General features: G+C 71.3%; 19 protein-coding genes. 14 read left to right on the forward strand and 5 right to left on the reverse strand.

The features are described from left to right. Positions 1–81: 81 nt before the first annotated feature. Positions 82–1,464, reverse strand: a complete 1,383-nt coding sequence (locus ABT053_RS30700) for a DUF4331 domain-containing protein (RefSeq protein ID WP_350973646.1) — start codon at positions 1,462–1,464, stop codon at positions 82–84. A 363-nt stretch (positions 1,465–1,827) separates the two neighbouring features. Here ABT053_RS30700 and ABT053_RS30705 point away from each other — a divergent pair, with 363 nt between their 5' ends. The 3 genes from ABT053_RS30705 to ABT053_RS30715 all read left to right on the forward strand — a co-directional run bounded on the left by ABT053_RS30705 (position 1,828) and on the right by ABT053_RS30715 (position 6,963). Beyond that, positions 1,828–3,639 (forward strand): ABC transporter ATP-binding protein, encoded by a 1,812-nt coding sequence (locus ABT053_RS30705; RefSeq protein ID WP_350973648.1) that lies wholly within the window; start codon positions 1,828–1,830, stop codon positions 3,637–3,639. 473 nt (positions 3,640–4,112) lie between these two features. Further along, positions 4,113–5,768, forward strand: coding sequence for a urocanate hydratase (gene hutU / locus ABT053_RS30710; RefSeq protein WP_350973650.1), 1,656 nt, complete (start codon positions 4,113–4,115; stop codon positions 5,766–5,768). 370 nt (positions 5,769–6,138) lie between these two features. Then, positions 6,139–6,963: a MurR/RpiR family transcriptional regulator gene (locus tag ABT053_RS30715; RefSeq protein ID WP_350973652.1), complete on the forward strand. Its 825-nt coding sequence runs from the start codon at positions 6,139–6,141 to the stop codon at positions 6,961–6,963. A gap of 45 nt (positions 6,964–7,008) precedes the next feature. On the opposite strand, the gene ABT053_RS30720 is transcribed toward ABT053_RS30715, so the two are convergent. The 3 genes from ABT053_RS30720 to ABT053_RS30730 all read right to left on the reverse strand — a co-directional run bounded on the left by ABT053_RS30720 (position 7,009) and on the right by ABT053_RS30730 (position 9,543). Continuing rightward, positions 7,009–7,758 (reverse strand): ABC transporter permease, encoded by a 750-nt coding sequence (locus ABT053_RS30720; RefSeq protein ID WP_350973654.1) that lies wholly within the window; start codon positions 7,756–7,758, stop codon positions 7,009–7,011. A 48-nt stretch (positions 7,759–7,806) separates the two neighbouring features. After that, entirely contained in the window at positions 7,807–8,766 is a 960-nt protein-coding gene (locus ABT053_RS30725) for an ATP-binding cassette domain-containing protein (protein WP_350973655.1), read from the reverse strand. 246 nt (positions 8,767–9,012) lie between these two features. Continuing rightward, on the reverse strand, positions 9,013–9,543 hold the full coding sequence (locus ABT053_RS30730) for a PadR family transcriptional regulator (protein WP_350973657.1): 531 nt from the start codon (positions 9,541–9,543) through the stop codon (positions 9,013–9,015). A 116-nt stretch (positions 9,544–9,659) separates the two neighbouring features. On the opposite strand from ABT053_RS30730, the gene ABT053_RS30735 reads away from it, so the two are divergent. The 5 genes from ABT053_RS30735 (at position 9,660) to ABT053_RS30755 (ending at position 15,579) form a co-directional block, all read left to right on the forward strand. Further along, positions 9,660–10,352: an SDR family oxidoreductase gene (locus tag ABT053_RS30735; RefSeq protein WP_350973659.1), complete on the forward strand. Its 693-nt coding sequence runs from the start codon at positions 9,660–9,662 to the stop codon at positions 10,350–10,352. Positions 10,353–10,568: 216 nt separating this feature from the next. Continuing rightward, entirely contained in the window at positions 10,569–11,864 is a 1,296-nt protein-coding gene (locus tag ABT053_RS30740; protein ID WP_350973695.1) for an allantoate amidohydrolase, read from the forward strand. After that, positions 11,852–13,213: a formimidoylglutamate deiminase gene (locus ABT053_RS30745; RefSeq protein ID WP_350973661.1), complete on the forward strand. Its 1,362-nt coding sequence runs from the start codon at positions 11,852–11,854 to the stop codon at positions 13,211–13,213. The genes ABT053_RS30740 and ABT053_RS30745 overlap by 13 nt, the downstream gene beginning before the upstream one ends. A 35-nt stretch (positions 13,214–13,248) precedes the next feature. Continuing rightward, positions 13,249–14,421, forward strand: coding sequence for an imidazolonepropionase (gene hutI, locus ABT053_RS30750; protein WP_350973663.1), 1,173 nt, complete (start codon positions 13,249–13,251; stop codon positions 14,419–14,421). A 210-nt stretch (positions 14,422–14,631) separates the two neighbouring features. Next, a complete protein-coding gene (locus ABT053_RS30755) occupies positions 14,632–15,579 on the forward strand; it encodes a sigma-70 family RNA polymerase sigma factor (protein ID WP_350973665.1) in 948 nt (315 codons plus the stop codon). Positions 15,580–16,120: 541 nt separating this feature from the next. Here the strand turns inward: ABT053_RS30755 and ABT053_RS30760 are convergent. Continuing rightward, the gene (locus ABT053_RS30760) at positions 16,121–16,612 is read right to left on the reverse strand and encodes an ATP-binding protein (protein WP_350973667.1); all 492 of its coding nucleotides are present in this window, start codon (positions 16,610–16,612) and stop codon (positions 16,121–16,123) included. Between the two features lie 240 nt (positions 16,613–16,852). Between ABT053_RS30760 and ABT053_RS30765 the strand changes: the two genes are divergently transcribed. The 6 genes from ABT053_RS30765 (at position 16,853) to ABT053_RS30790 (ending at position 26,390) form a co-directional block, all read left to right on the forward strand. Continuing rightward, entirely contained in the window at positions 16,853–18,196 is a 1,344-nt protein-coding gene (locus ABT053_RS30765; RefSeq protein ID WP_350973668.1) for a helix-turn-helix domain-containing protein, read from the forward strand. Positions 18,197–18,972: 776 nt separating this feature from the next. Further along, the gene (locus tag ABT053_RS30770; protein ID WP_350973670.1) at positions 18,973–20,286 is read left to right on the forward strand and encodes an ammonium transporter; all 1,314 of its coding nucleotides are present in this window, start codon (positions 18,973–18,975) and stop codon (positions 20,284–20,286) included. Then, positions 20,283–20,621, forward strand: a complete 339-nt coding sequence (locus ABT053_RS30775; protein ID WP_329091194.1) for a P-II family nitrogen regulator — start codon at positions 20,283–20,285, stop codon at positions 20,619–20,621. Before ABT053_RS30770 ends, ABT053_RS30775 begins: the two co-directional genes overlap by 4 nt. Positions 20,622–20,624: 3 nt before the next feature. Further along, complete coding sequence (locus tag ABT053_RS30780; RefSeq protein WP_350973672.1) at positions 20,625–22,901, forward strand: [protein-PII] uridylyltransferase; 2,277 nt, start codon at positions 20,625–20,627, stop codon at positions 22,899–22,901. Positions 22,902–23,145: 244 nt separating this feature from the next. Then, positions 23,146–25,971 carry a nitrate- and nitrite sensing domain-containing protein gene (locus ABT053_RS30785; protein ID WP_350973673.1) on the forward strand — a complete coding sequence of 942 codons (2,826 nt, stop codon included), beginning with the start codon at positions 23,146–23,148 and terminating at the stop codon, positions 25,969–25,971. After that, positions 25,968–26,390: a roadblock/LC7 domain-containing protein gene (locus tag ABT053_RS30790; RefSeq protein WP_386155655.1), complete on the forward strand. Its 423-nt coding sequence runs from the start codon at positions 25,968–25,970 to the stop codon at positions 26,388–26,390. Before ABT053_RS30785 ends, ABT053_RS30790 begins: the two co-directional genes overlap by 4 nt. Positions 26,391–26,428 lie beyond the last annotated feature (38 nt).

Raw genomic sequence — 26,428 nt, forward strand, 5'->3', positions numbered from 1 at the left:
GCGCGCGGGGGCCCGGGGGCCCGGGGGCCCGGGGGCCCGGGGGCGCGGCGCCCGGGAGAGCCGGGCGCCGCGCCCTCGCGGTCAGCTCGCGTTCACCGACGTGTTGCCCGGCAGCGGGATGTACGGGAACACCGTGCCGAACGGCTTGTCGTTGGCGTCGACCTTGTCGCCCGCGGCCAGCGCGTCGACGAGCTTGCCCGTCTGGGCGGCGCCCGCCATCGCCTGCAGGGCGATGTCGATCACGTCGTCGCCGAGGCGGCGGCCGTTCGGGAAGCCCTGCAGGTCTCCGGCGAGCACGCCGAGCCTGTTCGGGGTCGCGGCGGGCGGGATCGCCATGTTCAGCCGCAGCATCTCCGACGGGCGCAGCTTCCCGGCGTCCTTGTTGAGGCTCTGCGAGTTGAGGTCGGCCTTGATCGGGCCGTTCTCCTTGGCGATGCCGGTGAGGAAGATCTCGACCAGGTCGTTGCGGGGCGTCTTCGGCGCCTTGAGACCGTAGATGGCCTCCAGGAGCTTGGGCACCTCGGGTTCGGTGACGCGCTTGACGACGGCGGGGACCCCGGCGTCCTGGTCCGGCGGCAGGGCGTTGAAGGCGTCCTTCAGCCCGGCCGGGACCACGACCTCGTTGACCAGCGGCTGGCCCAGGCGGGAGACCTGGACGTAGCCCTTCGGGCTCCACTTGTCGACGGTGGACCAGACGCCGACGACGGGGTTGCGCTTCGGGTCGCCGCGCAGCGCGATCTCGTCCTTGGGCAGCTGGAGGGCGAGGCTGTGCACGTTGTAGCCCTTGAGCGTGTCCTGGCCGACCTCGGACAGGTCGCCGCCGTACAGCAGGTCGAAGACCCGCAGGTCGGCGAAGAACGCCTCGTCCGACTGCCCGGCGAAGACGCTGCCCCCGCCGGGCAGCTTCTTGACGGCCTGGGCACGGAGCTTGCCGTAGTCGGGGACGGAGGCCGGGCCGGTGTTGCTCGGCGCGACGACGCCGTTCGCGACGAGGGTCCTGGTGCCGTGGGCGGTGCTCCTGGTGAGCTTGTAGCGCTGCCTGAACAGCAGGTTCTTGTCGTTCAGCGAGGTGATGGGGCCGTTGTTGTACAGGAAGGTGCCGTTGCCGCGCCGGTCCTCGTCGCGGAACGTCCACTGGTAGACGACGTCGGGCCTGGCGTCGCCATTGCTGTCGATCTTGATGTTGTAGCGGGAGTTGGTGTCGAACCGATAGAAGTTCGGGCCGCCGTTCGGCTCCTCGAACGGGATGAAGTTGGCCAGCAGCGTGACGGTGTCGGGCTTGTCGGGACTGACGAACGCGTACACGTCCGTGTTGTCGTTGCGGGGGTCACCCGCGATCATCGGCGCCTCGCGGTGCGACGAGGCGGTGCCGGTCTCGGCTCTGAGCAGGACGAACGAGGAAGCGGTCAACGCCCCTATGACGCCCATGCCGACCAGGGCGCGCCGGTTGATCCGGAGCTCCATGTCAGTTGGTCCTTTCGGCCGCCGGTCACGGTGTGACCGGCCGTGGGTACGGGGGTACGGAAGGATCCGGCCGGGTTCCTCGTCTCCCCATTCGCCGCCGTGCCCTCCCCGGATTGCCGCCGGACGCGGTGATTTCCGGCCGCCTTCTCCCCTGCCTTCTCCACGTCCTCGGTACGCCCGGTACGACCCCTTCGGGTCAACCGGGGTTGACAGTGTCGGTGGCGTCAACTTATGTTGACATCACCGATGTTCCGCTTCGTAACAGGGCGAGACGCCCGAGACGGACGCATGCGCGGTAGACAGGAAAAGCGGCCGGAGGCCGGCCACGTCGTTTCTGAGGGGGTCACATTGCCGGGGGTCACATTGCCGGACGACACGGTGCCGGACGACACGGTGCCGGGGAGCCCGGACGACACGGGATCCGGGGAGACGGGGCCGGGGAAAGCGGGGCGGGAAACCGCGTCCTGGCGGTTGCTGGCCGCGTACATCAAGCCGCACCGCAGGGCGCTGCTGCTGGGCGGGGCGCTCAGCCTCGTCGGCTCGCTGGCCGGGCTGGCGATGCCGCTCCTGGCCAAGACGGTCATCGACGCCTTCGGCGAGCAGCGCTCCCTGCTCGGCCCGGTGCTCGGCCTGACCGCCGCCGTGCTCCTGGGCGCGGCGATCGGCGCGCTGGGCAGTTACGTGCTGGAACGGATGGGCGAGGGCATCGTCTTCTCCGCCCGCCGTACCCTCGTCGACCGGATGCTGCGGCTGCGGGTGTCCGAGGTCGACCGGCTCAAGCCGGGCGACCTGATGTCCCGGGTGACCTCCGACACCACGCTGCTGCGGGCGGTGTTCACCAACGGCGTGGTCGAGACGGTCAGCTCGCTCTTCATGCTCGTGGGCGCCGTGGTGATGATGGCGGTCATCGACGGGCTGCTGCTGCTCATCACGCTGGGAGTGCTGGTCGTGGTCGGCGGGTTCGTCAGCCTGATCATGCCCCGCATCCGGCGCGCCTCGCTGCAGGCGCAGGTCGCGGTCGGTGAGATGGGCGCCGTCCTCGACCGGGTGCTCCAGGCGTTCCGCACGGTCAAGGCCAGCGGTGCCGAGGAGCGGGAGATCGCCGCGGTGGGCGAGGCGGCCCGCGAGGCGCGCGACCGCGGGATCGCCGTCGCGTGGCTGACCTCGATCGCCGGCGTCTCGGCGTGGGTGTCCGCGCAGCTGGCCTTCGTGGCCGTGCTCGGCGTGGGCGGCGCGCGGGTCTCCTCGGGCTCGCTGGAGGTCTCCTCGCTGATCGCCTTCCTGCTGTACCTGTTCTACCTGGTCGCCCCCATCGGCCAGCTGGTCAACGGCTTCACCCAGGTGCAGAACGGCCTGGCCGCGGTGAAGCGGATCCGCGAGATCGAGGAGCTGCCCGCCGAGGAGGCGGACGGCGTGGCGTACGAGGTCGGCAGCGCCCCGGCCGGGGTCGTCTTCGAGGACGTCGCCTTCCGGTACGGCGACGACAGGCCGGTCGTCCACGACGGCGTCTCCTTCGAGGTGCTCGCGGGCGGGCTGACCGCCCTGGTGGGTCCCTCGGGGGCGGGGAAGTCCACGGTCTTCGCCCTGCTGGAGCGGTTCTACGAGCAGCAGGGCGGGACGATCGCGATCGACGGCCGCGACATCGCGGACTGGCCGCTCGCCGAGCTGCGCGCCTGCCTCGGCTACGTCGAGCAGGACGCGCCGGTGCTGGACGGCACACTCAGGGAGAACCTCGTCTTCGCCGCGCCGGGCGTGGCGGAGGCAGACATCTGGCGGGTGCTCGCCCGCACCCGCCTGGAGGACCTGGTCTCCCGGCTCCCCGAGGGGCTGGACACCCGGGTCGGCCACCGGGGCATCATGCTCTCCGGCGGCGAGCGCCAGCGGGTCGCCATCGCCCGCGCCCTGCTGCGCAGCCCCCGGCTCCTGCTGCTCGACGAGGCGACCTCCCAGCTCGACGCGGTCAACGAGCTGCGGCTCCGCGAGGTGATCGCGGAGGTGGCGGCGGAGACGACCGTGCTGGTGATCGCCCACCGCCTCTCCACCGTGGCGGGGGCCGACCGGATCGTGGTGATGGAGGCTGGCCGGGTACGGGCCGTGGGCACCCACGACGAGCTGCTCGCCGACGACGCCCTCTACCGGGAGCTGGCCACGACCCAGTTCCTGCTGCCCACCTAGAGCCTCACGCGGTTCCGGTCGCCTGCCTGGACGGAGCCGACGGAGCCGAGGGAGCCGAGGGAGCCGGGGAGCAGGGGAGCAGGGGGACGGGCTCCGGCACCCGCCGGGGCCGTCGCCCGGTTCCCGTTGCCCAGCCGACCCTGCGGTCACTGGCTCGGTTGGGTAAATTCATATCGTCCATAAAGGAATAAATCGGACACCGGGACGGGGGGCTGATTCGCCGTCCGGTGAATCGGGCATCCCCGCCTGTGCGAAGCCTCTCCTTCGCGTCGGAGCGCCGTTCGGGCGCTCGCCGCATTCGATCACCCGGTCCCGTCCGTGCGGGACGAGGATCGGGGCGTGACGATCGTTACGGCCACCACCGGGGGTGTCGTGGGCGCGCTGCCCGCGACACCCCCCTTCCCGGGTTGACCTGTAGCCTCCGGGTGACCAAATATGAATACGTTCATTCATTCCTGAGGGGGAGGTCGGGCATGTCCGGCAGCCGGATCGTGCGCGCGCCGCGCGGTACCACGCTCACCGCCAAGGGGTGGCCGCAGGAGGCGGCACTCCGCATGATCCAGAACAATCTCGATCCCGAGGTCGCCGAGCATCCGGAACAGCTCGTCGTCTACGGCGGCTCGGGCAAGGCCGCCCGCGACTGGCGCTCCTTCGACGCGATCACCCGTACCCTGACCACCCTGGAGGGCGACGAGACGCTCCTGGTGCAGTCGGGCCGCCCCGTCGGGGTGTTCCGCACCCACGAGTGGGCCCCCCGGGTGCTCATCGCCAACTCCAACCTGGTGCCCGACTGGGCCAACTGGGAGGAGTTCCGGCGCCTGGAGGCCGCCGGGCTGACCATGTACGGGCAGATGACGGCCGGTTCCTGGATCTACATCGGCACCCAGGGCATCCTGCAGGGCACCTACGAGACCTTCGGGGCCGTGGCCGCCAAGAGGTTCGGCGGGAGCCTCGCCGGGACGATCACGCTGACCGCCGGGCTCGGCGGCATGGGCGGCGCCCAGCCGCTCGCCGTGACCATGAACGGCGGCGTGGTGATCTGCGTCGACTGCGACCCCAGGTCGATCGACCGGCGGATCGAGCACCGCTACCTGGACGTCCGCGCCGCCGACCTCGACGAGGCGCTGCGCCTGGCGTACGAGGCCCGTGACCAGCGCAGGCCGCTGAGCATCGGGGTCGAGGGCAACGCGGCCGAGGTCGTGCCCGAGCTGCTGCGCAGGGGCGCCGAGATCGACGTCGTCACCGACCAGACGTCCGCCCACGACCCGCTGATGTACCTGCCGATCGGCGTCGCCTTCGAGGACATGGCCGGCGAGCGGGAGAAGGACCCGGCGGGCTTCACCCGCAGGGCCCGCGAGGCGATGGCCGCCCATGTGGAGGCGATGGTCGGCTTCCAGGACGCCGGGGCCGAGGTCTTCGACTACGGCAACTCGATCCGGGGCGAGGCGCGGCTCGCGGGCTACACCCGCGCGTTCGACTTCCCCGGCTTCGTGCCCGCCTACATCCGGCCGCTGTTCTCCGAGGGCAAGGGCCCGTTCCGCTGGGCCGCGCTCTCCGGCGCCGCCTCCGACATCGCCAAGACCGACCGCGCGATCCTGGACCTGTTCCCCGACAACGAGCCGCTCGCCCGGTGGATCCGGCTGGCCGGGGAGAAGGTCCACTTCCAGGGACTGCCCGCCCGCATCTGCTGGCTCGGGTACGGCGAGCGCCACCTGGCCGGGGAGCGGTTCAACGACATGGTGGCCTCGGGAGAGATCGAGGCCCCGCTGGTGATCGGCCGCGACCACCTCGACTGCGGAAGCGTCGCGAGCCCGTACCGGGAGACCGAGGGCATGGCCGACGGCTCCGACGCGATCGCCGACTGGCCGCTGCTGAACGCGATGCTCAACGTCGCCTCCGGCGCCGCGTGGGTCTCCATCCACCACGGCGGCGGCGTCGGCATCGGCCGCTCCATCCACGCCGGGCAGGTCACCGTGGCCGACGGCACCAGGCTCAGCGCCGAGAAGCTCAACCGGGTCCTCACCAACGACCCGGGCACGGGTGTCATCCGCCACGTCGACGCCGGATACGACGAGGCCGTCACCGTGGCCGAGGAACGAGGCGTGCGCATCCCGATGCGCGAGTCCTGACGCGCCGCGGCCGGGCTCGCGAATCTCGGCGAAACGCGTGCCGTGACCGGAGCATGCGCGTCCCGTCAGGACGCGTGCCGTGACCGGGGCTCGCGAGTCCTCACCGGCCCGACGGTGACCGGGGGCACGCGAGTCCCGGGCGGCACGCGTCCCGGCCGGGGACATGCGGGCTCCGGCCCGGTGCGCGTCCTGATCGGGGACACCCGCCTTTCCACCGGTTCGAACGGGTGCTGATTCGCGTGCCGTGTCCCGATTCCGGGGGACGAATCCGCTGGGCGCCGCTCGCTTCCTCCGGTCCGGGTGTATGAACGACAACGGGGCGGGACGGGGGAGGGGAGTGCTCGTGGGTCTTCGAGCGGTTGGAGGGGGCGTGGGTGACGGACTCGATCGGCTGTTGGAGGGGCGGCGGCTGTCACCCGTGCAGCGGCGGATCGCGCGCTACCTGGGCGACCATCTGTCCGAGGCCGTCTTCCTGTCCAGCGTGGAGCTGGCAGAGCGGGCCGGGGTGAGCCAGCCGTCGGTGACGAGGTTCGCGGTGGTGCTCGGTTTCGCGGGATACCCCGAGCTCAGGCAGGCGCTGCGGCCCCTCGTCGTGGGCGGCAGGAAACCGTCGCGGGCCAACGACCTGCAGACCGCGATCGACGTGGAGATCGACAACCTGCGGAGCGTGCGCGACACGCTGAGCGATCCCTCCGACCTGTCGGAGCTGGGCGCCGGCCTTGCGGGATCCGAGCCCCTGCCGGTGCTGGGCCTGCGGGTGTCGAGCGGGCTGGCCACCACGTTCGCCTACTTCGCGCGCCGCATCCACCCCGACGTCCGCCTGCTCACCCACGGCGGCTCGGAGCTGGCCGACGGCCTGTACGCCGCGCGCCGGGCCGGGGCGGGCTGGCTGGTCGCGGTGCTCCTGCCCCGCTACCCGGCCGAGGCCGTGCAGGCCCTGCGCGGGGCACGCGACCTCGGCCTGCGTACGGCGGTGATCACCGACCGGCGGGACGTGCCCTTCGCGGCCGACGTGGTGCTGGCCGCCCCCGTCGGTGAGCGGCTGGTCTTCGACTCGCACGCGGCGCCGCTCGCCCTGGCGATGGTGCTGGTGGAGGCGATGGCCGACGCGGCGCCGCTGCGCACCCAGGCCCGCCTGGAGGAGTACGAGCGGATGACCGACCAGGCCGGGATCTTCACCGAGCAGCTCGACTGACGGCGCGGGAGTCCCGCCAAGCGCCGTCACGGGATGGGACGGGGCCTATCCGGCGAGCCGTTTCATCGAGCTGACCGACCAGCGCAGGCTGATCGCGGACAGGACCAGGATGAGCCCGAAGGCCAGCGGGATCGAGCCGTCGGAGAAGTCGCCGTCGAACAGCGCCCGCCCCGCCTCGACCGCGTGGTAGAGCGGGTTGAACTGCGCGACCGCCCGCATCCAGTCGGGGGCGAGCGACATGGGCAGCATGATGCCGGTGAGCAGGATCAGCGGCATCGCGAAGAACTGCATGATCTGCGACATGCCGTTCTCGTCGCGCAGCGCCAGCGCCATGCCGTACGACAGGCCGGAGGCGAGCAGCCCGGTCGCGGCCATCAGCACCAGCATGAGCGCGAGCCCCGGCAGGCTGGCCCGCATGCCCATCAGCGTGGCCAGCGCGATCACCAGCAGGGCCTGGACGACCAGCACGATCATGTCGCGCAGGGTGCGGCCCAGCACGATCGCGGGGCGCCAGACGGCACTGACCGCGAGCCGCTCCAGGTAGCCGTTGCGGATCTCGTTGATCATGCCGAAGCCCACGAAGAGCGAGCCGAACAGGGCGATCATCATCATCACGCCGGGCGTGAACATCCGCAGCGTGTCGCCCATGGTGCCGCCCGCGGTGGTGTTGGCCACCAGCGGGGCGAAGAGGAGCAGGTACAGGACGGGCTGCATCAGGCCGAACAGCGGCCAGACGGGGTTGCGCAGGGTGGCCCTGAGCTCGTAGCCCAGGAACAGCGTCGTGTGTCGGAGCACGGGAGGTCCTCGTCGTTCGGGTCGTCCGGTTCGGGGTGTTCGGGGCGTTCAGTTCGCGTCGCGCAGGGAACGGCCGGTGTGGCGCAGGAACACGTCGTCGAGCGTGGCCCGGTCCAGGGAGATCGACCGGATCGGCAGCCCTCCGGCCTCCAGGGCGCGGAGCAGGGCGGGCAGGTTGTGCTCCCCGTCGTCGAGGTAGGCGCGCAGGACGTCCTCCTCCTCGCGGACCTCCCTGACGTACGGCTCGGCGCCGAGGAGCGCCCGCGCCTCGGCGGCCCGGTCGAGGCGGAGCGTGACGACGTCGCCCGCGACCTCCTTCTTGAGCTCGGCGGGGGTGCCCTCCGCGACGACGCGTCCGTGGTCGATGATGACCAGCCGGTCGCAGAGCGCGTCGGCCTCCTCCAGGTAGTGGGTGGTCAGCAGCACGCTGGTGCCCCGCTCGCGCAGGGAGCGCACCTCGTCCCACAGGTTGGCGCGGTTCTGCGGGTCGAGGCCGGTGGTGGGCTCGTCGAGGAAGAACAGCGGCGGGTGGTTGACCAGGCCGACGGCGAGGGCGAACCTGCGCTTCTGCCCGCCGGACAGCGTCCGTACGGGACGGTCGGCCAGCTCGGCCAGGTCGAACGCGGCCAGGAGCTCCTCGCTGCGCGCCCTCGCCCGCGCGCGGGACATGCCGCCGATCCTGGCGGCGAGGACGAGGCCCTCGCGGCCGGGGGAGTTCTCGTCCACGCCGCCGCCCTGGCCGACGTAGCCGATCTTCTCCCGAACCCGGGCGGCCTCGGTGACCACGTCGTGGCCCGCCACCCGGGCGGTGCCGGAGGTCGGGGTGACGAGGGTGGCGAGCATCCGGATCGTGGTGGTCTTTCCCGCGCCGTTCGGGCCGAGGAAGGCGAAGATCTCGCCCTCGGCGACGGACAGGTCGACGCCCTTGACGGCCTCGACCTCCCGGGGGCTGTCCCTGCCGCGCCTGGTGGTGAAGGTCTTGCGCAGGTCGTGCGCTTCGATGATCATGATCCTCCGTCGTCGGGGGTACGGAAAGGTTCGGGGAACGGGGGAACGGTGGCGGAGTCTCGACCGGGTTTCCGGGCCGGGGATCCTCTTTCCGGCCCGGCGATTCCCGGAAGGCTCAGGGAGCGGCCGGTGTTCCGGCACGCGGCCCGAAGCGGTCCTCAGACGGTTTTTCCGTGAACGAGTTTCCGTGGACGGGTGAGGTCGGGCCCGTCCGCGGCCTGCCGAGCATGCGGCCCGGGGCAGGGCTCAGGGCAGTTTTCCGGCCCTGACGTCGGGGACCGACTCCTCGATCCAGTCGAGCTGCGCCTGGAACTGGCGGATGTTGAGCTGGAGGCACTCGTCGATGTGCCGGGGTGCTCCGTAGCCCTGCTTGCCGCCCAGCGCGCGCCGCATCATCGAGATGGACGCCCGCAGCTGCTCGGCCCTCGCCTCCATGGCGTTGACCAGGTCGGCCGGGGGAAGACGGTCCATGAAGGTGAGCGCGACCTGGAAGGGGTCGACGATCGGCTTCACGAACCACCAGCTGTTCGTCAGCTGCCGGCCGAAGTCGGCGCGTCCCGCCTCGGTGATGCCGTAGACCGTCCTGCCGCCCCTGCCCTGCTCGACGATCTCCAGCAGTCCCTCCTCGGCCATCTTGGCCAGGCCGTGGTAGATCGAGCCGTAGGCCACGTTGGCCCAGCTGTCGGCGCCCCACAGTTCGAGGCGGCGCCGTACCTCGTAGCCGTGCAGCGGGCCGTCGAGCAGCACGCCGAGGAGCAGGGTCCGGGTGGAAGACATACTCAAGTTTGTATTCAAGTTTGAGTACGTGTCAAGCGTGCGAGATCATGGGGCGTCCCGGGCCGGAGACGTTCCGCCCCGAGTGAGGGATTTCCGCCCGGAGTAAGGTGATTGTCATGTCCGTACGCCCCAGCGCGCTGGTCACCGGCGCTTCCCGAGGGGTCGGCGCCGCGATCGCCCGGGCCCTGGCTCCCACGCACGACCTGCTGCTCGGCGGGCGCGACACCGAGGCGCTGGCCGCGACGGTCTCCGGCCTGCCCGGCGCCTCGGCGCGGCCCTGGCCGGTGGAGCTCACCGCCGTCACGGAGGCCGACGTCGCCGGCGTCGACCGGCTCGACGTACTGGTGCACAGCGCGGGCGTGGTGACCCTGGGACGGATCGAGGAGACCCCGGCCGAGGTGTGGCGGCGCACGATGGAGGTCAACGTGATCGCGGTGGCCGAGCTGACCCGGCTGCTGCTGCCCGCGCTCCGCGCGGCGCGCGGCCACGTGGTGCTGATCAACTCCGGGGCGGGACAGCGGGCCAACCCCAACTGGGTCTCCTACGCGGCCAGCAAGCACGCGCTGCGCGCCTTCGCCGACGGGCTCCGTCTGGAGGAGCCCGAGCTCCAGGTCACCACGCTCTACCCGGGACGGGTCGCCACCGACATGCAGCGCGGGGTACGGGACCGCGAGGGCGGCCCCTACCAGCCGGAGAGGTATCTCGACCCGGACTCGGTGGCCCGGCTGGCGCTGACGGCCCTGACCGCGTCCCCCGACGCCCACATCACCGAGATCACCGTACGTCCCGCCGCCGGCCCCCCGAACTGAGAGCGGGTACGACGGACCGGCGGGGTCCACGTTTGCCGGGGGCCAGGGGGCCAGGGGGCCGTGGGCCGTGGGCCGTGGGCCGTGGGCCGGGAGGACGACGCCTGAGCGGGACGGGACCGAGGGTGCGGCGGCGCCTGAGGGGGTCGGCAGGATCGAGGGTGCGGCGGGCTCGCCAATGAATGGAGTCATTCACATAATGGGAGGGTGTTCGACGAGATGTGGGGTGCCATAGAGCACCTCGGACGTGACGGCCGGACCCGGGGCTACCTGCGCGACGCGTGGTCGCCCGCGGATCTGGAACTCCGGCGGTGGTTCGGGCAGGAGGCCGCCAGACGCGGCCTCGACCTGAGGGAGGACCGCAACGGCAACCTGTGGGCCTGGTGGGGCGACCCGTCCGCCAGGCCAGGCGTGGTCACCGGCAGCCACCTCGACTCGGTGCGGCAGGGCGGCGCCTTCGACGGCCCGCTCGGCGTCGTGTCGGCCTTCGCCGCCCTCGACCTGCTGCGGGCCAGGGACTTCCGGCCCGCGCGTCCCCTGGGGATCGCCTGCTTCACCGACGAGGAGGGCGCCAGGTTCGGCGTCCCGTGCGTCGGCTCGCGCCTGCTGACCGGGATCCTCGACCCCGACAGGGCACGCGCTTTGAAGGACGACGAGGGCGACTCGCTGGCCGAGGTGCTGCGCGGGGCCGGGCGCGACCCCGGCGGCCTCGGCCGGGACGAGGAGACCCTGCGGCACATCGGCGTCTTCGTCGAGCTCCACGTCGAGCAGGGCCAGGACCTGGTCCACCGGGACGCCCGGGTCGGCGTCGCCTCGGCCATCTGGCCGCACGGCCGCTGGCGGTTCGACTTCCACGGCCAGGCCAACCACGCGGGCACCACCCGCCTGGCCGACCGCGACGACCCGATGCTGCCCTTCGCCCGTACCGTCCTGCACGCCCGCCAGGCCGCCGAGCGCAACGGCGTGGTCGCCACCTTCGGCAAGACACGCGTGTCGCCCAACAACGCCAACGCCGTCCCCGGCCTGGTCAGCGCCTGGCTGGACGCCAGGGGCGGCGACGAGGACGCGGTCAGGGCGCTGGTCGGCGAGCTGACCGACTTCTCCGGCGCCGAGGTGACCGTCGAGTCGTGGACCCCGGTCGTCGACTTCGACGCGGTCCTGCGGGAGCGGGTCGCGGCCGCCGCCTCGGTCGGTAACGCGGTCGGGAACACGGCTGGGAACACGGCTGGGAACACGGCCGGGAACGCTGCCGCCACGGGGAAAGCGGCCGGGAACACGGCCGGGAACGCGACTGGGAACGGGGCAGGGGCGGCGGCCGGGCGCGCGCCCGTCCTGCCGACCGGCGCCGGGCACGACGCGGGCATCCTCGCGTCCGCGGGTGTGCCCAGTGCGATGGTGTTCGTCCGCAATCCGACGGGCATCTCTCATTCTCCGGAGGAACACGCGGACAGGGCCGACTGCCACGCCGGGGTCACCGCCCTCGCCGCCGTTGTGGAGGACCTGTGCGGGAGCTGAGCTACTGGTGCGAGCTGGCCTGGCTGCCACCGGGCGAGGTCGTCGCGGGGGTGCTCGTCAAGGTCGACGACACCCTGATCACCGAGATCGTCACCGGCGTGGCGGCCCCGCCCGGCGGAGCCGTCCGGCTCGCCGGGCTCACCCTCCCCGGGCTGGCCAACGCGCACTCCCACGCCTTCCACCGGGCCCTGCGCGGGGTGACGCAGCGCGAGAAGGGCAGCTTCTGGACCTGGCGCGAGCGGATGTACGGCGTGGCGGGCACGCTCGACCCCGACTCCTACCTCGGGCTCGCCAGGGCCGCGTTCGCCGAGATGGCGCTGGCCGGGATCACCTGCGTGGGGGAGTTCCACTACCTGCACCACGGGCCGGACGGCAGGCCGTACGACGACCCGAACGCGATGGGGCACGCGCTCGTCCAGGCCGCGCGGGAGGCGGGGCTGCGCATCGCGCTGCTGGACGCCTGCTACCTGACCGGCGGCGTCGGCACCCCGCTGAGCGGCGTGCAGCGGCGGTTCGGCGACCGGGACGTCGACGGGTGGGCCGGGCGTGCCGAGACGCTCGCGGCCGGGTACCGGGGCGAGCGGGACGTGGAGATCGGCGTGGCCGTGCACTCGGTCCGCGCGGTCAGGGCCGAGCAGATCCCGGTGGTCGCCGAGTTCTCCCGGCGGCACGGGGTCCCGCTGCACGCCCACGTCTCCGAGCAGCGCGCGGAGAACGCCGCCTGCGTGGACGCCTACGCCGCGACCCCGGTCCAGCTGCTGGAGGCGCACGGCGCGCTCGGCCCCCGCTCGACCGCCGTGCACGCCACGCACCTGTCGGACGTGGACGTCGCGCTGCTCGGGAGCTCCGGCACGCGCGTGTGCATGTGCCCGACGACCGAACGCGACCTCGCCGACGGCATCGGACCCGCCAGGAGGCTGTTCGAGGCGGGCGCGCCCATCACGCTCGGCTCCGACAGCCACGCGGTCGTCGACCTGTTCGAGGAGGCCCGCGCGGTCGAGCTGGACGAGCGGCTCGCCACCGAGCGGCGCGGCCACTGGTCGGCCGCCGAGCTCCTGAACGCCGCGACCGCAGCCGGGCACGACTCGCTCGGCTTCGCCGGCGCGGGCATGCTCGTCCCGGGCGCGTGGGCGGACCTGGTGTCGGTGCGCCTCGACTCGGTCCGTACGGCCGGAGCCGCGCCCGCGCACCTGGCCGAGACCGTGGTCTTCGCCGCCACGGCCGCCGACGTGCACTCCGTGGTGTCCGGCGGGCGCCACGTGGTCGTCGGCGGCAGGCACGCCCTCGGCGACGTGGGCACCATGCTCGCCGAGGCGATCGCCTCGGCGCGAGAGGGGGAGTCGGTATGAAGGGCGGGGACCGGCCGGTGAGAGGAGAAGCCGGTATGACGAGCGAGGTCCGGCCGGTGACGAGCACCCTTTTCGATCGCATCGGCCTGCTCTACACGGGCGACCGCGCGCGGGAGGAGATCGAGAACGCGGCGCTCGTCGTCGAGGGCGGCGAGGTGGTGTGGGTGGGACCCGCCGGCGCGGCCCCGTCCGCCGACGAGCGGGTGGACGTGGACGGGCGCTGCGTGATCCCGGGCTTCGTCGACAGCCACGCCCATCTCGTCTTCGCGGGCGACCGCACGGCCGAGTTCGCCGCCCGCATGGCGGGCCGCCCGTACACGGCGGGGGGCATCCGTACGACGGTGTCGGCCACCCGCGCCGCCTCCGACGCCGAGCTCGTGACGCGCACCGCCGGGCTGGTCGCCGAGATGCTCGCCCAGGGGACGACCACGGTCGAGATCAAGAGCGGCTACGGCCTCACGGTCGGCGACGAGCGCCGGTCACTGGAGATCGCGCGGGGGTTCACCGAGGAGACCACCTACCTGGGCGCGCACGTCGTACCCCCCGACGCCTCCTCGGCCGACGAGTACGTCCGCACCGTCACCGGGGAGATGCTGGAGGCCTGCGCGCCGCACGCCCGGTGGGTCGACGTGTTCTGCGAGCGCGGGGCCTTCGACGCCGACCAGAGCAAGGAGATCCTCCTCGCCGGGGTGAAGGCGGGGCTGCTGCCCCGGATCCACGCCAACCAGCTGGGCGAGGGGCCCGGGGTGCGGATCGCCGCCGAGGTGGGCGCGGCCTCCGCCGACCACTGCACCCACCTGAGCGACGACGACGTCTCGGCGCTGGCGTCGTCGGGCGTGGTGGCCACCCTGCTGCCCGGCGCGGAGTTCTCCACCCGCTCGCCCTACCCGGACGCCCGCCGCCTGCTGGACGCCGGGGTGACGGTCGCGCTGGCCACCGACTGCAACCCGGGTTCCTCCTTCACCTCCTCCATGCCGTTCTGCGTGGCGCTGGCGGTCCGCGAGATGCGGATGACGCCGCTGGAGGCGATCAGGGCCGCCACGTACGGCGGGGCGAGGGCGCTGCGCCGCGGGGACGTGGGCACGCTGAGGGTGGGGAGCAGTGGTGATCTGGTGATTCTGGACACACCCACGTACGTCCATCTCGCCTACCGGCCGGGGGTGCCGCTGGTGACGCAGGTGTGGAAGCGGGGCCGCCGCCTGGTTTGAGCGCCTTTGCGGGGGTTGGTTGCGAGTCTTGGTGTCACGCTGGGAAACCTCCTCCTTGAGGAGGAATTCCAAACCATTCTCCAGGCGTACTTTTTGAGGGAATCTTTGCCCTGGCACGTCCGTTGAAAAGACAAGCGATGTGTCTGCGCGCACGGGGCGTCAAGCGAGCGAGTGGACACGTCATAAGCAGGCGGAGCGAGGTGCCATCGGATGGCAAGGCCGACGGGGAATCGGACGCAGGATCAGCACGTCTCTGATCGAGATCTGCTCGGGACCTACCTGGCAGAGATCGGGCGGGTGCCCCTGCTCACCGCGGAGGAAGAGGTCGAACTCGCCAAGCGGATCGAGGCGGGTCTCTTCGCTGAGCAGTTGCTGGACGGCGGGCTGGGTGGATTGGCGGAGCCGCGGATCGGGGACGCGGCCGATGAGGAGCTCGAACGACTGGCCGTTTCCGGACGGAGGGCCAAGGATGAATTCATCCAGGCCAATCTACGTCTTGTGGTGGCCGTCGCGCGCAAATATTCGGGACGGGGAATGCCGCTGATCGATCTGGTCCAGGAGGGGAACCTGGGGCTGGTCCGCGCGGTCGAGAAGTTCGACTACCAACGCGGTTACAAGTTCTCGACGTACGCCACGTGGTGGATCAGGCAGTCGGTGGGGCGCGCCATCCACGAGCAGGCCCGGCCGGTGCGCCTGCCCACCCACGCGGGCGAGCAGATGACCAGGCTGATGCGGGTCCGCCGCGACATGCTGGCCGAGTTCGACCAGGAGCCGACCGACGCCGACCTGGCGACGGTGCTCGAACTCCCCATCGAGCGGGTCCGCGAGCTCCGCCGCTGGGCCTCCGACCCCGTCTCCCTGCAGCTGGGCGTGGGTGACGAGGACGAGACCGAGCTCGGCGACATGATCGCCGACGACACGTGGGCCGATCCCGAGCAGCAGGCGATGGACATCCTGGAGCGCGAGCGCCTGGAGGTGTGGCTGACCGGGCTGGAAGGGCAGACCCGCGAGATGCTCCGCTGGCGCTACGGCCTGATGGACGGCCGCGAGCACACGCTGACCGAGGTCGGCGAGCGCTACGGCATCGGCCGCGACCGCGCCCGCCGGATCGAGCGCGACGCCCTGGCCCGTCTGCGAAAGATGGCCACGGCCGCTTAGTCCCTGTGATCCGGCACGGTTTCGTTTGGACCGTGCCGGATCAACGGGGTCGTTTGGCTTTTGGTGAGTCCTGTCGTTGCGGTGGCTTCATGGCTGCATGGTTGTTCGGGCAGTGGTGATTCGATCGCTGTAGTGAGCTTCGTCGTTGTTCACGCTTGGTCGGTTCCGTGGGTGTTCAGGCTGCGGTGCGTCGGGTGTTCAGGCTGTGGCGTGTCGCCGGTTGCATCGTGGTGGGTTCCGGCGCCGTTCACGCTGCGGTGGGCGGGTGCTCCGGACGGCCGTCCCAGTCGCTCTCCGGTGATTCAGGCCTCCGGCCTGCGCGGGCGCGATGGTCGCGGGCTCTTTTCAAGCCGTCCGGAACACCCGCCCACCTCCGCTGCCCTCACTCCCTATGCGTGGTGTGCGGACCGTAGTGGCTTTCTTCCCGGCCGCCCGGTGTTCTCCGCGCGGCTGAAGCGATCCGTAAGGGACCGTTCAGTACGGGTCGCCATAGCTGAAGCTCCACCTCGGAAAGGAGCGCAGGGCGGGTCGCCGTACCGTGTCACGGGGATGTGAGGTCGAACTGCGCCCACACCACGTGGCCGACGGCCTGGGTGCCTCGGTACCCGACTTTGGAGGCCAGGGCCGCCACGGTCATGAGACCTCGGCCGTTCTCCTCGTCCCCGGCCGGAAATCGTTGCCGTCGGGTTCTGGGCGTTCCACCCCAGCCGCAGTCGTAGACGGCGACGCGGACGGTCGTGGTCTTGCGGATGACCTCGACGATGAAGGAGCCGTGAGCCTTACCGCTGGCGGTGTGGCGCAGCGCGTTGCTGACGAGTTCTGAGACGGCCAGCTCGGCGTCTTCGCGACAGGGCGAGTCGTCCAACAGGAAACGGACGAACTGGCGGGCCCGTGGGGCCTGATCGAGGCGCCCCAGGAAGGTTCGGCGCCAGGTCAGGCCGCCGGGGCGGATCGCCACCATCGCATGGATCAGCTCGGGACGGGGCACGGCCGGTTCGCTGGCCGTGGGAGGTCGGTGAGCGAGGTCAGCCATTGAGGGCTCTCCGTTCGACTCGACGAGATCGGGCGCTCATCTCCTACGACATCCCACGTGACGACGGAACGGCAGAGCCTGTACGTACTGTGAAAGATCATTTGCGAACCTTGCAAAATCGGCGGGAAAGAGATGCGTGCGCTGCTTCTCAGGGTGACGGTCCGCTTACGATGGGATCCCCTCCCTGGATGCGGGTGGCCCATGGTGGAGACGCGAAGGCATGACGTGTCGGATCCTCAGATGCGCGAAGCGGTCGCCGCGCACGACTACGGGAAAGTGGTACGGCTCGCCCGCCGTGCCCAAGGTTTGACACAACAGGAACTCGGCGTTTTGGCGGGTTACTCGGCCGCGACGATTTCGCGGCTGGAAACCGGGCATCAGGCGTTGGACGACATCACCACGCTTCGCATCCTGGCCCGCGTGCTTGACATCCCACCGTCGTGGCTGGGGCTGTCATCCCCGCCCGCCCTGGAGGATCCCCCTGTGGGCCGGAGAGTCCACCCCCGCTCCACGGCTGTGCCCGTTAGTGTTGAACCTCACCTGGCAGGGGAGGATGACGCCGTGAAGCGACGCCGGTTTCTCGCCGGGCTCACCGGTCTGACCGGGGCAGCCCTCCTCGCGGGGCCCCAGGAGGCGGCCGACGCCGCGACGATGGCTCAGCGTCTCGAACGGTTCCTCACCACGGACACCGCCGGAACTCCGGCGACCATGACCGAGTTGCGCGCGGCTCTCGACGTGGCGCGTACGACATTCGACGCCTGCCGGTACGGCGACCTGTCGATCATGCTTCCCCGGGTCGCGGCCACCGCTCAGGCCACTCTCACCCAGGTGGGAGGGCGGGAGCGGGAACAGGCGAACGCTTGTCTCGCGGACGCCTACATGCTGACCAGCGAGCTCGCGGTCAAGCTCAATCAGGACGGCATGGCCTGGGTGGCCGCCGACAGGGCTCTCGCCACGGCCACCTCCTCGGGTGACCCGTTCGCGATCGCCGGGGCCTCCCGGGCCGTGGCGATCGCCATGCGGCGCCAGGGGCGTCATGAGGGGGCGGTCGGCATGCTCACGCGCACCGCGCTCGACCTGGGGACGGACAGGGGGACTCCGGAGCCGCGGACGCTCCAGGTCTACGCCGCGCTGCTGTGCACCGCCGCCTACTCCTGTGCCCAGAACGGCCTGAGGGGCCGGTCACTCGATCTGATCGGGGAAGCTGAGCAGGCGGCGGGCCGTCTTCCCGAGGCCACGTCGCGGGGGAGGCTCCCGACGCCCGCGAACGTCGCGGTGTACCGGGTCGGCATCCATACCGCCCTCGGTGAGCCGGGGGTCGCCCTCGATCACGCCCGTGGGGTGAACCATCGCCTGCTCACCACCCCTGAGCGCCGTGCTCGCTGGTGTGTCGACACGGCTCGCGCCTGGGAGCAGTTCGGTCGCAAGGATCGGGCGGTGACCGCGTTGCTCGCGGCCGAGCGGACCGCTCCTCAGGAGATCCGACGGCCGGCGGTGGCCACGTTGATCTCGGGGATGCGGTACGGCGCGGGACCGGTCCCGTCGGAGCTTCACGCGTTGGCCATCCGTAATGGGATGAATTAGGCCGAGTGGCTGTTTTGTGGCTGATCTTTTCAAGAGTTACGCGACGTACGGCCGCATTGTGCGATGAGAAGGATCGTTCCAGCTGCCGGCACGGTGGGGTTCGTGTTTTCACGGCGCTCGCCGTGCGCTCCTTTCGAAAGTAACGCTTCAGTTACGGCGGCTCGCTCCGAATGGTCTCGTACGGATCGCTTCAGCCGCATGCCGTTCACAGGGCGGCCGGAGAGTGAGCCGCCACGGTCGCGCGCCGTGTGGCGGGAGCGTGCGCGGCGGAGGCGGGCGGGTGTTCCGGACGGCTTGGAAGAGAGCCCGAAACCACCGTGCCCGCGCAGGCCGGAGGCCTGGATCCCCGGAGCGCGACTGAGAGGGCCGTCCGGAATGCCCGCCCGCCGCGGCGCGAGCGGCGCCGAAGTCGATCAAGGCCGTGCGCGGCCGTGGCCAGGGGTTACGGCCCCACCTTTTTGTCCGGATTGAGGGGACATGGTGGGCGTGGCGGCGGCCGGGAGGAGGGGCACCGATATCCCCGGGAACGGTCAAGCACGGCCCACCTGGGCTCTTTTGCGGTCATCTCTAAGTCATGGCACACCGCGTCCGAAACACGTCTGAAACACCATGCGGCCGAGATTCACAGATGTGAAACACGCAAGGTCGCACCTTGAAACGGTGGAAGAACACGCTGTGGCGCAACGTCAGTGCGCGGCCGGTCGATGGAGCCCAGGAAGCGATCACTGCGACTGTGAAACCGGCCACACGCCATTTGTAAGGGAGGGTCGCGTCGAATGAAGATCGATAGCGGCACCACTGCCTGGATGCTCACAGCCACCGCCTTGGTGCTGTTGATGACTCCTGGCCTCGCGTTCTTCTACGGAGGAATGACAAGGGCCAAGAGTGTCCTGAACATGATGATGATGTCGTTCGTCAGCATCATCACCGTCACCATCGCATGGGTGCTTTACGGGCACTCGCTGACCTTCACCGACAACGGCAGCGAGCTCGTCAACAAGTTCATCGGCGGCTTCGACGCCCTTGGGCTGCAGAGCCTGGTCGACACCGCCACCAAGGACGATGGCACGGGCATGCCGAGCCTGGTGTTCTCGGCCTTCCAGCTCACTTTCGCGATCATCACCGTCGCGCTGATCAGTGGTGCCATCGCCGACCGCGCCAAGTTCGGCGCCTGGGTGCTGTTCACCATCGTCTGGGCGACCGTTGTCTACTTCCCCGTGGCCCACTGGGTCTGGGGCAACGGCTGGCTGTTCAACCTCGGCATCGAGGACTTCGCCGGTGGCACCGTGGTCCACATCAACGCGGGAGCCGCGGCACTGGCCCTGGCGATCGTGCTCGGCAAGCGCGCCGGCTGGCGCAAGGAGCCGATGCGGCCGCACAACCTGACCCTGGTCCTGCTCGGCGCCGGTCTCCTGTGGTTCGGCTGGTTCGGCTTCAACGCGGGCTCCGAGCTCGCGGTGGACGGCACCGCCGGCCTGGCGTTCATGAACACCCAGATCGCCACCGCCGCCGCGGCGGGCGCCTGGCTCGTGGTCGAGAAGCTCCGCGACGGTCACGCCACCAGCCTCGGTGTCGCCTCCGGCGCCGTCGCCGGTCTGGTCGCCATCACCCCGGCCTGTGGTTTCGTGGACCCCTGGGCGGCTCTCCTCCTCGGCCTCGTCGCCGGTGCGGTCTGCGCCTACGCGGTGGGCCTGAAGTACAAGCTCAACTACGACGACTCCCTCGACGTGGTCGGCGTGCACCTGGTCGGCGGTGTGATCGGCGCCGTCTCCCTGGGCTTCATCTCCGCCTACCCGTTCCTGGAGCAGCAGAGCACCGGCCTCTTCTACGGCGGCGGGCTCAAGCAGCTGGGTCTGCAGGTTCTCGGCCCGGTCGCGGTCGGCGCCTACTCCTTCATCGTCACGTGGATCATCGCTAAGATCATCGACAAGACGATGGGCTTCCGGATCGGCGCCGAGGAAGAGGTCACGGGCGTCGACATCACCTCCCACGCCGAGACCGGTTACGACCTCGGCACCATTCACTCCTCGGGTGTGGCCGCCGTCAACGGTCCGGCCCCCACCCCGGCGTCTAAGAAGGTGGACGCATGAGACTCATCACAGCGATCATCAAGCCGTTCAAGCTCGATGACGTGAAGGCGGCCCTGGAGCAGTTCGGGGTCAAGGGAATGACGGTCAGCGAGGCCAGCGGTTACGGCCGCCAGCGCGGTCACACCGAGGTCTACCGCGGCGCCGAGTACCAGGTCGACCTGGTGCCCAAGGTCCGCCTCGAAGTGCTCGCCGAGGAGGAGGACGCCGAGGACGTCATCGACGTCATCGTCAAGGCCTCGCAGACCGGCAAGATCGGTGACGGCAAGGTCTGGTCCGTTCCGGTGGACACGGTCGTCCGCGTCCGCACCGGAGAACGCGGACCTGAGGCGCTCTAACCGGTGAGAGGCGACACGCGCTCGTACGCCGCGGCCCGTAAGGAACGGGCCGCGGACATCGACCGCTGGCTGACGGACCTGGTCCGCACCGCGGTCGGTACGCCGTACGGGACCAACGGGGGAACGACGAGAAACGACGAGCGCGGCGCCCTCAGTGGAGTCGCGCTCGTCGCGGTCGGGAGCCTTGGACGCTCCGAGCTCGCGCCGGGCAGCGACCTCGACCTGGTCCTGCTCCACGACGGGCGGGAGGACGTGGCGCGCGTCGCCGACCGCATCTGGTACCCGATCTGGGACTCCGGGGTCGGCCTCGACCACTCGGTGCGGACGGTGGACGAGGCGGCCAAGGTCGCCAGGGAGGACCTCAAGGCGGTCCTCGGCCTGATCCAGGCGCGGCACGTGGCGGGAGACCCGGAGCTCACCCGCTCGGCGCGCGAGATCGTGCTCGCCGAGTGGCGCGCCGACTCCCGGCGCCGCCTCGGTGAGCTGCGCGACGCCGCCGACAAGCGGGCGGAGGCGAGCGGCGAGCTCGCGTTCCTGCTCGAACCCGACCTCAAGGACTCGCGCGGCGGCATCCGCGACGTGCAGGCGATGCAGGCCGTGGCGGCGGCCTGGGTCGCCTCGGCGCCCGGCCCCCGGGTCCGCGAGGCGTACGAGCTGCTGCTCGACATCCGGCACGGCCTGCACCTGGTGACCGCCCGCGGCGCCGACAGGCTGGTGCTCCAGGAGCAGGACGCGGTCGCCGGGATGCTCGGCCTGCTCGACGCCGAGGCGCTGATGCGCAGGCTCGCCGAGGCCGCCAGGACGATCGGGCACGCCTTCGACGCCACCTGGCGCACCGTCGACCGGCTGCTGACCGGCCCCACCCCCCGTGGCCGCCGCCCGCTCGCCGACGGCGTCGTCGAGCACGGCGGGGAGGTCGTGCTCGCCCGCGGGGTGAACCCGCGCAAGGACCCGGTCCTGGTGCTGCGCGCCGCCGCCGCCGCGGCCGAGGCGGGGCTGCCGCTGGCGCCCGCGACGGTCACCGCGCTGGCCTCGCAGTCGCCGCCGCTGCCCGTGCCCTGGCCGGACGAGGCGCGTGACGCGCTGGTCGCGCTGCTGGGCGCCGGCCGCGCGGCCGTGCCGGTCTGGGAGGAGCTCGACCAGGCGGGGGTGCTGGTCCGGCTGCTGCCCGACTGGGAGCGGGTGCGGCACCGCCCGCAGCGCAACCCGGTGCACCGCTACACCGTCGACCGGCACCTGATCGAGGCCGCCGCGGGGGCCGCCTCGTTCACCCGCGAGGTCTCGCGCCCCGACCTGCTGCTCATCTCGGCGCTCCTGCACGACATCGGCAAGGGATACCCCGGCGACCACTCCACCACCGGAGCCGTCGTCGCCCGTGACATCGGGGCCCGGATGGGCCTGCCCCCGGCCGACGTCGACATCCTGGAGACCGTGGTCCGCCACCACCTGCTGCTGCCCGAGACGGCCACCCGCCGCGACCTGGACGACCCGGTGACGATCTCCCGGGTGGCCGAGGCCGTCGGCTCGCGCGAGGTCCTCGAACTGCTGGCGGCCCTCGCCGTGGCCGACGGCCACGCCACCGGGCCCGCCGCCTGGAACTCGTGGAAGGCCTCGCTCGTCGCCGACCTGGTACGCCGGGTCCGTTCGGCGCTCTCGGGGACCCCGCTGCGCCCCGCGCCCTCGCTCTCGGTGGAGCAGGCGTCCCTGGCCCGGCACGGCGGCGGCGCCGTGCGCGTCAACGGGGGAGCGGTCACCGTGGTCGCGCCCGACCGCGCCGGGCTGCTCTGGCGCGCGGCCGGGGTGCTGGCCGCGCACCGGATGGTGGTCCGCGCGGCGTCGGCGGCCTCCGCGGGGGCGACCGCCGTCATCGAGTTCTCGGTCGTGCCCGAGTACGGCTCGCCGCCCGACCCCGCGACCCTGGAGGCCGACCTGCGCCTGGTCCTGGCCGGCCGCCTCGACATCGAGCAACGCCTGGCCAGGAGGACCAGGTCGATGCGCCCGGCCCGGGTGCCGGTGGCGCCGCCGAGGGTGAACCTGGTGGACGACGCGTCCAACACCGCGACCGTCGTCGAGGTGCGCGCCCACGACCGTCCGGGGCTTTTGTGGCGGATTGGTAGAGCATTTGGTGAATGTGGCCTTGACGTGCGGGCCGCCCGTGTGGAGACTCTCGGCGCAGAGGCGGTGGACGTCTTCTATGTGGTCGACAGAGCCGGCCGCCCGCTGACCGACGAGGTCCAGCGGGCGCAGGTGCGTGATCAGGTGCTTGCTGCCCTCCGGTAACAGTAGCGGTCCCTCGTCACCTACGTAACGATTAAAGTCGCTATGTCGGTTTTGCTGATTCTTTTCCATGACCTTGTGGTCTGATGTTGTCCACTTGTGTCGTGATTGAGGGGTAGCGAGAGCGGTGACTACGGCGACATCCGAAAGCGGAGGTGCTTCGGCACCCGACCGTGGCAAGCGGCCTGCCGCCCGGTTCGGCCTGAAAAACTGGCGGGTCCGTTCGCGCCTGACGGCCCTGATCCTGGTGCCCACGGCGGTGGGTGTCGTGCTCGCCGGCACGCGCGTGGTGGCCTCCGTGGACAGTGTGGCCGGATACCAGCGGACCGCCGCCGCGGCGGAGTACTCGGGCGGTCTCCGCGACCTCGCCCAGGCGCTCGGCCTGGAACGTGACCGAGGCGCGTGGTCGTCGTTCCAGCCTTCGAACAAAGGCTTGAAGGAGAGTTCCGACGCGCAGCGGAAGACCGTGGACGCGCTGGTCAAGAAGGTACGGCTGGAAGTCCAGGCGATCGACGACTCCTACGGCGCCCGGGTCGTCGAGGCGGCGAGAAACGTGGGCTACCAGCTGGAGGGCCTCCCCGAGCTGCGCGGACTGCCGGGCATCGCCCGTGTGGAACGGTACAGTTCCATGATCGCCCCGCTGCTCACGCTCCACGAGGAGCTCACGCTGGTCAGCGACGACCCGGAGATCATCGGCAACACCCGCGCGCTCAGCGCCCTGGCGTACGCCAAGGAGGAGGTCTCCAAGCAGCGCGCCCGGCTGCTGGCCGGCTACTACGCGCCCTCGCTGATCAACCCGCAGGAGATCGAGAAGTTCATCGCCTCCCGCTCCCGCATGGACGAGTACGAGGCGGACTTCGGTGTCGAGTCGAGCCCGGACAACGCCCAGCTCCTCGTCACCTCCCTGATCGACGAGAGGGTCCACCGGGCCGAGCTGACCAAGGCCAGGGTCATCGTGCTCGCGAGCAACCCCGCGCGCACCGGGCGGCTGCTGTCCGACTTCAACGAGGTCAAGCAGTGGTTCTCGGACAACACCGTCGTCCTCGACCGGATGCGGAAGGTCGAGACCCAGGTCGCCGGTGACGTGGTCACCCGGGCCAGGGACCTGGAGGACGCCGAGCAGCGCAACGCGATCGTCACCGCCGGGCTGATCCTGCTCCTGCTCCTGCTGGTGCTCGGCCTCACCGTCGTCATCGCCCGCTCGATGGTGTCGCCGCTGCGCCGCCTGCGCGCCGAGGCGCTGGAGGTCGCGAGCTTCCGGCTCCCCGAGATCGTGCGACGCCTCCGGGTCTCCGGCGACACCCGCGCGCCCGACGTCGATCCCATCTCGGTCGACACCAGCGACGAGATCGGGGAGGTCGCCAAGGCCTTCGACGAGGTCCACCGGCAGGCCGTGCGTCTCGCCTCCGAGGAGTCCGAGCTCCGGTCCAACATCAGCGCGATGTTCGTCAACCTGTCGCGGCGCACGCAGACCCTGGTCGAGCGGCAGATCTCGCTGATCGACGGACTGGAGAAGGGCGAGGAGGACGGCGGCCGCCTGGCCGACCTGTTCAGGCTCGACCACCTGGCCACCCGCATGCGCCGAAACTCCGAGAACCTCCTGGTCCTCGCCGGTCACGAGCCGACCCGCAGGCGGAGCCAGCCGGCCAAGCTCGTCGACGTCGTCCGCGCCTCCCTGTCGGAGGTCGAGGACTACGAGCGGGTCCAGGTCAAGGTGCACCGCACCATCTCGGTCGCGGGCAGCGCCGCCAACGACATCGTGCACCTCGTCGCGGAGCTGGTGGAGAACGCCATCCAGTTCTCGCCCCGGGCCAGCCAGGTCGTGGTCTCCAGCAGCGTGATCGAGGGCGGCGGCGCGCTGCTCGCGGTGAGCGACCCGGGCATCGGCATGACCCACGAGGAGCTCGTCGAGACGAACCGCAGGCTGGCGGACCCGCCCGTCGTCGACGTCTCGGTGTCGCGGCGCATGGGCCTGTTCGTGGTCGGCCGCCTGGCGCTGCGCCACGGCATCCGCGTCCAGCTGCGCCCGCAGGAGGGCGGCGGTCTCGTCGCCATGGTCCTGTTCCCGCCGGAGCTCGTCGTCCAGGCGGTCCAGCCGGTGCAGACGCCCTCCTGGGGAACCGAGCAGGCTCCCTCGCAGGACCTCTTCGCCCAGACGTCCGCTGGTCGCCCGTCCGTTCAGCAGCCTTCGTACGGCCAGCCCCAGCCCGGGTTCGGGCACACCCACCCCTCGTTCGAGCAGGGACAGTCCCCGTTCGGGTCGAACCCCTTCGGGCAGGCGTCGTACGGGCAGCCCTCGTTCGGGCAGAGCTCGTTCGGGCAGGCGTCCGTGGAGGCGCCCGCGTTCGGATCCACCCCGCCGTTCGGCGCCCCGCAGGCCCCGGCGGGCGCTCCCGGCGCCCCGGCCGGGAGCGGCCCGCCGCTGCCCAAGCGGCAGGTGAACGGCAACGGCAACGGCGGCATCTCCGCCCCCGAGCTCTCCGCCTGGAGCCAGTCCTCGTACGAGGACACCGCGGTGGGGGCGATGCCCGCGGTGGGGGTCTCCCCGCTGGAGACCGAGCAGGAGGAGTACCTGCCGATCTTCGCCTCGATCGAGTCCGCCTGGTTCCGCCGGGCGGGGGAGGCGGGCGAGGCCTCGGCCGCGGGCGGATTGTCAGGAGGGGCGGCGTCCTCGGGATCGGAGGGCGAGTCCCCCGACGCGGCGTGGGGGGAGAGGCCGACGCCCCCGACCGGCATGCCGGCCCACGACACGCCGCAGGAGAGAGAGCAGGTGAGGGCGGTGGCCGAACAGGACAGCTGGAACACCCCCGCCGACGCCGGGTGGCGGGCCGCCCAGGCGGCGAGCGAGCCCGCGCTCGGCGGGGTGACCGCCGCGGGCCTGCCCAAGCGCACTCCCAAGGCGAATCTCGTACCCGGTACGGCCGCCGCCGTGCCGTCCAGCCCCGTGCCGCCCATGTCACCGGACAGGGTGCGCAGCCGTCTGTCGAGCTTCCAGCAAGGTGTACGGCGGGGCCGCGCCGAAGTAGTCGATACCACCACCAGGAACCTGGTGGACGAGGAGGAGGGCTCGTGACGACCCTGAGTCATGAGGCACGCAGGTTCGACTGGCTGATCACCGAGTTCGTCCGCGGCACGCCAGGTGTCGCGCACGCGGTGTGCGTCTCCGCCGACGGGCTGAGGATCGCCAGTTCCGAGGGTTTTCCCGCCGACCGGGCCGACCAGCTCGCCGCCGTCGCGGCGGGCCTGCTCAGCCTGACGGTGGGCGCCTCCCGCGTGTTCGAGGGAGGCGCCGTCACCCAGACGGTGGTCGAGATGGAGCGCGGCCTGCTGCTGGTCATGGCGATCAGCGACGGCTCCGTGCTCGCGGTGCTGGCCTCCCCCGACTGTGACATGGGCCTGGTGGCGTACCAGATGACCATGCTCGTCGACAGGGCCGGACAGGTGCTCACCCCGGCGCTCCGCGCCGAGCTGCAGTCCTCCCGGGGCCGGTGATGACCGCGTTCGCGACCGGTTCCCGCACGGGAGAGGCT

Source organism: Streptosporangium sp. NPDC002524 (assembly GCF_040295985.1).
Taxonomy (GTDB): domain Bacteria; phylum Actinomycetota; class Actinomycetes; order Streptosporangiales; family Streptosporangiaceae; genus Streptosporangium.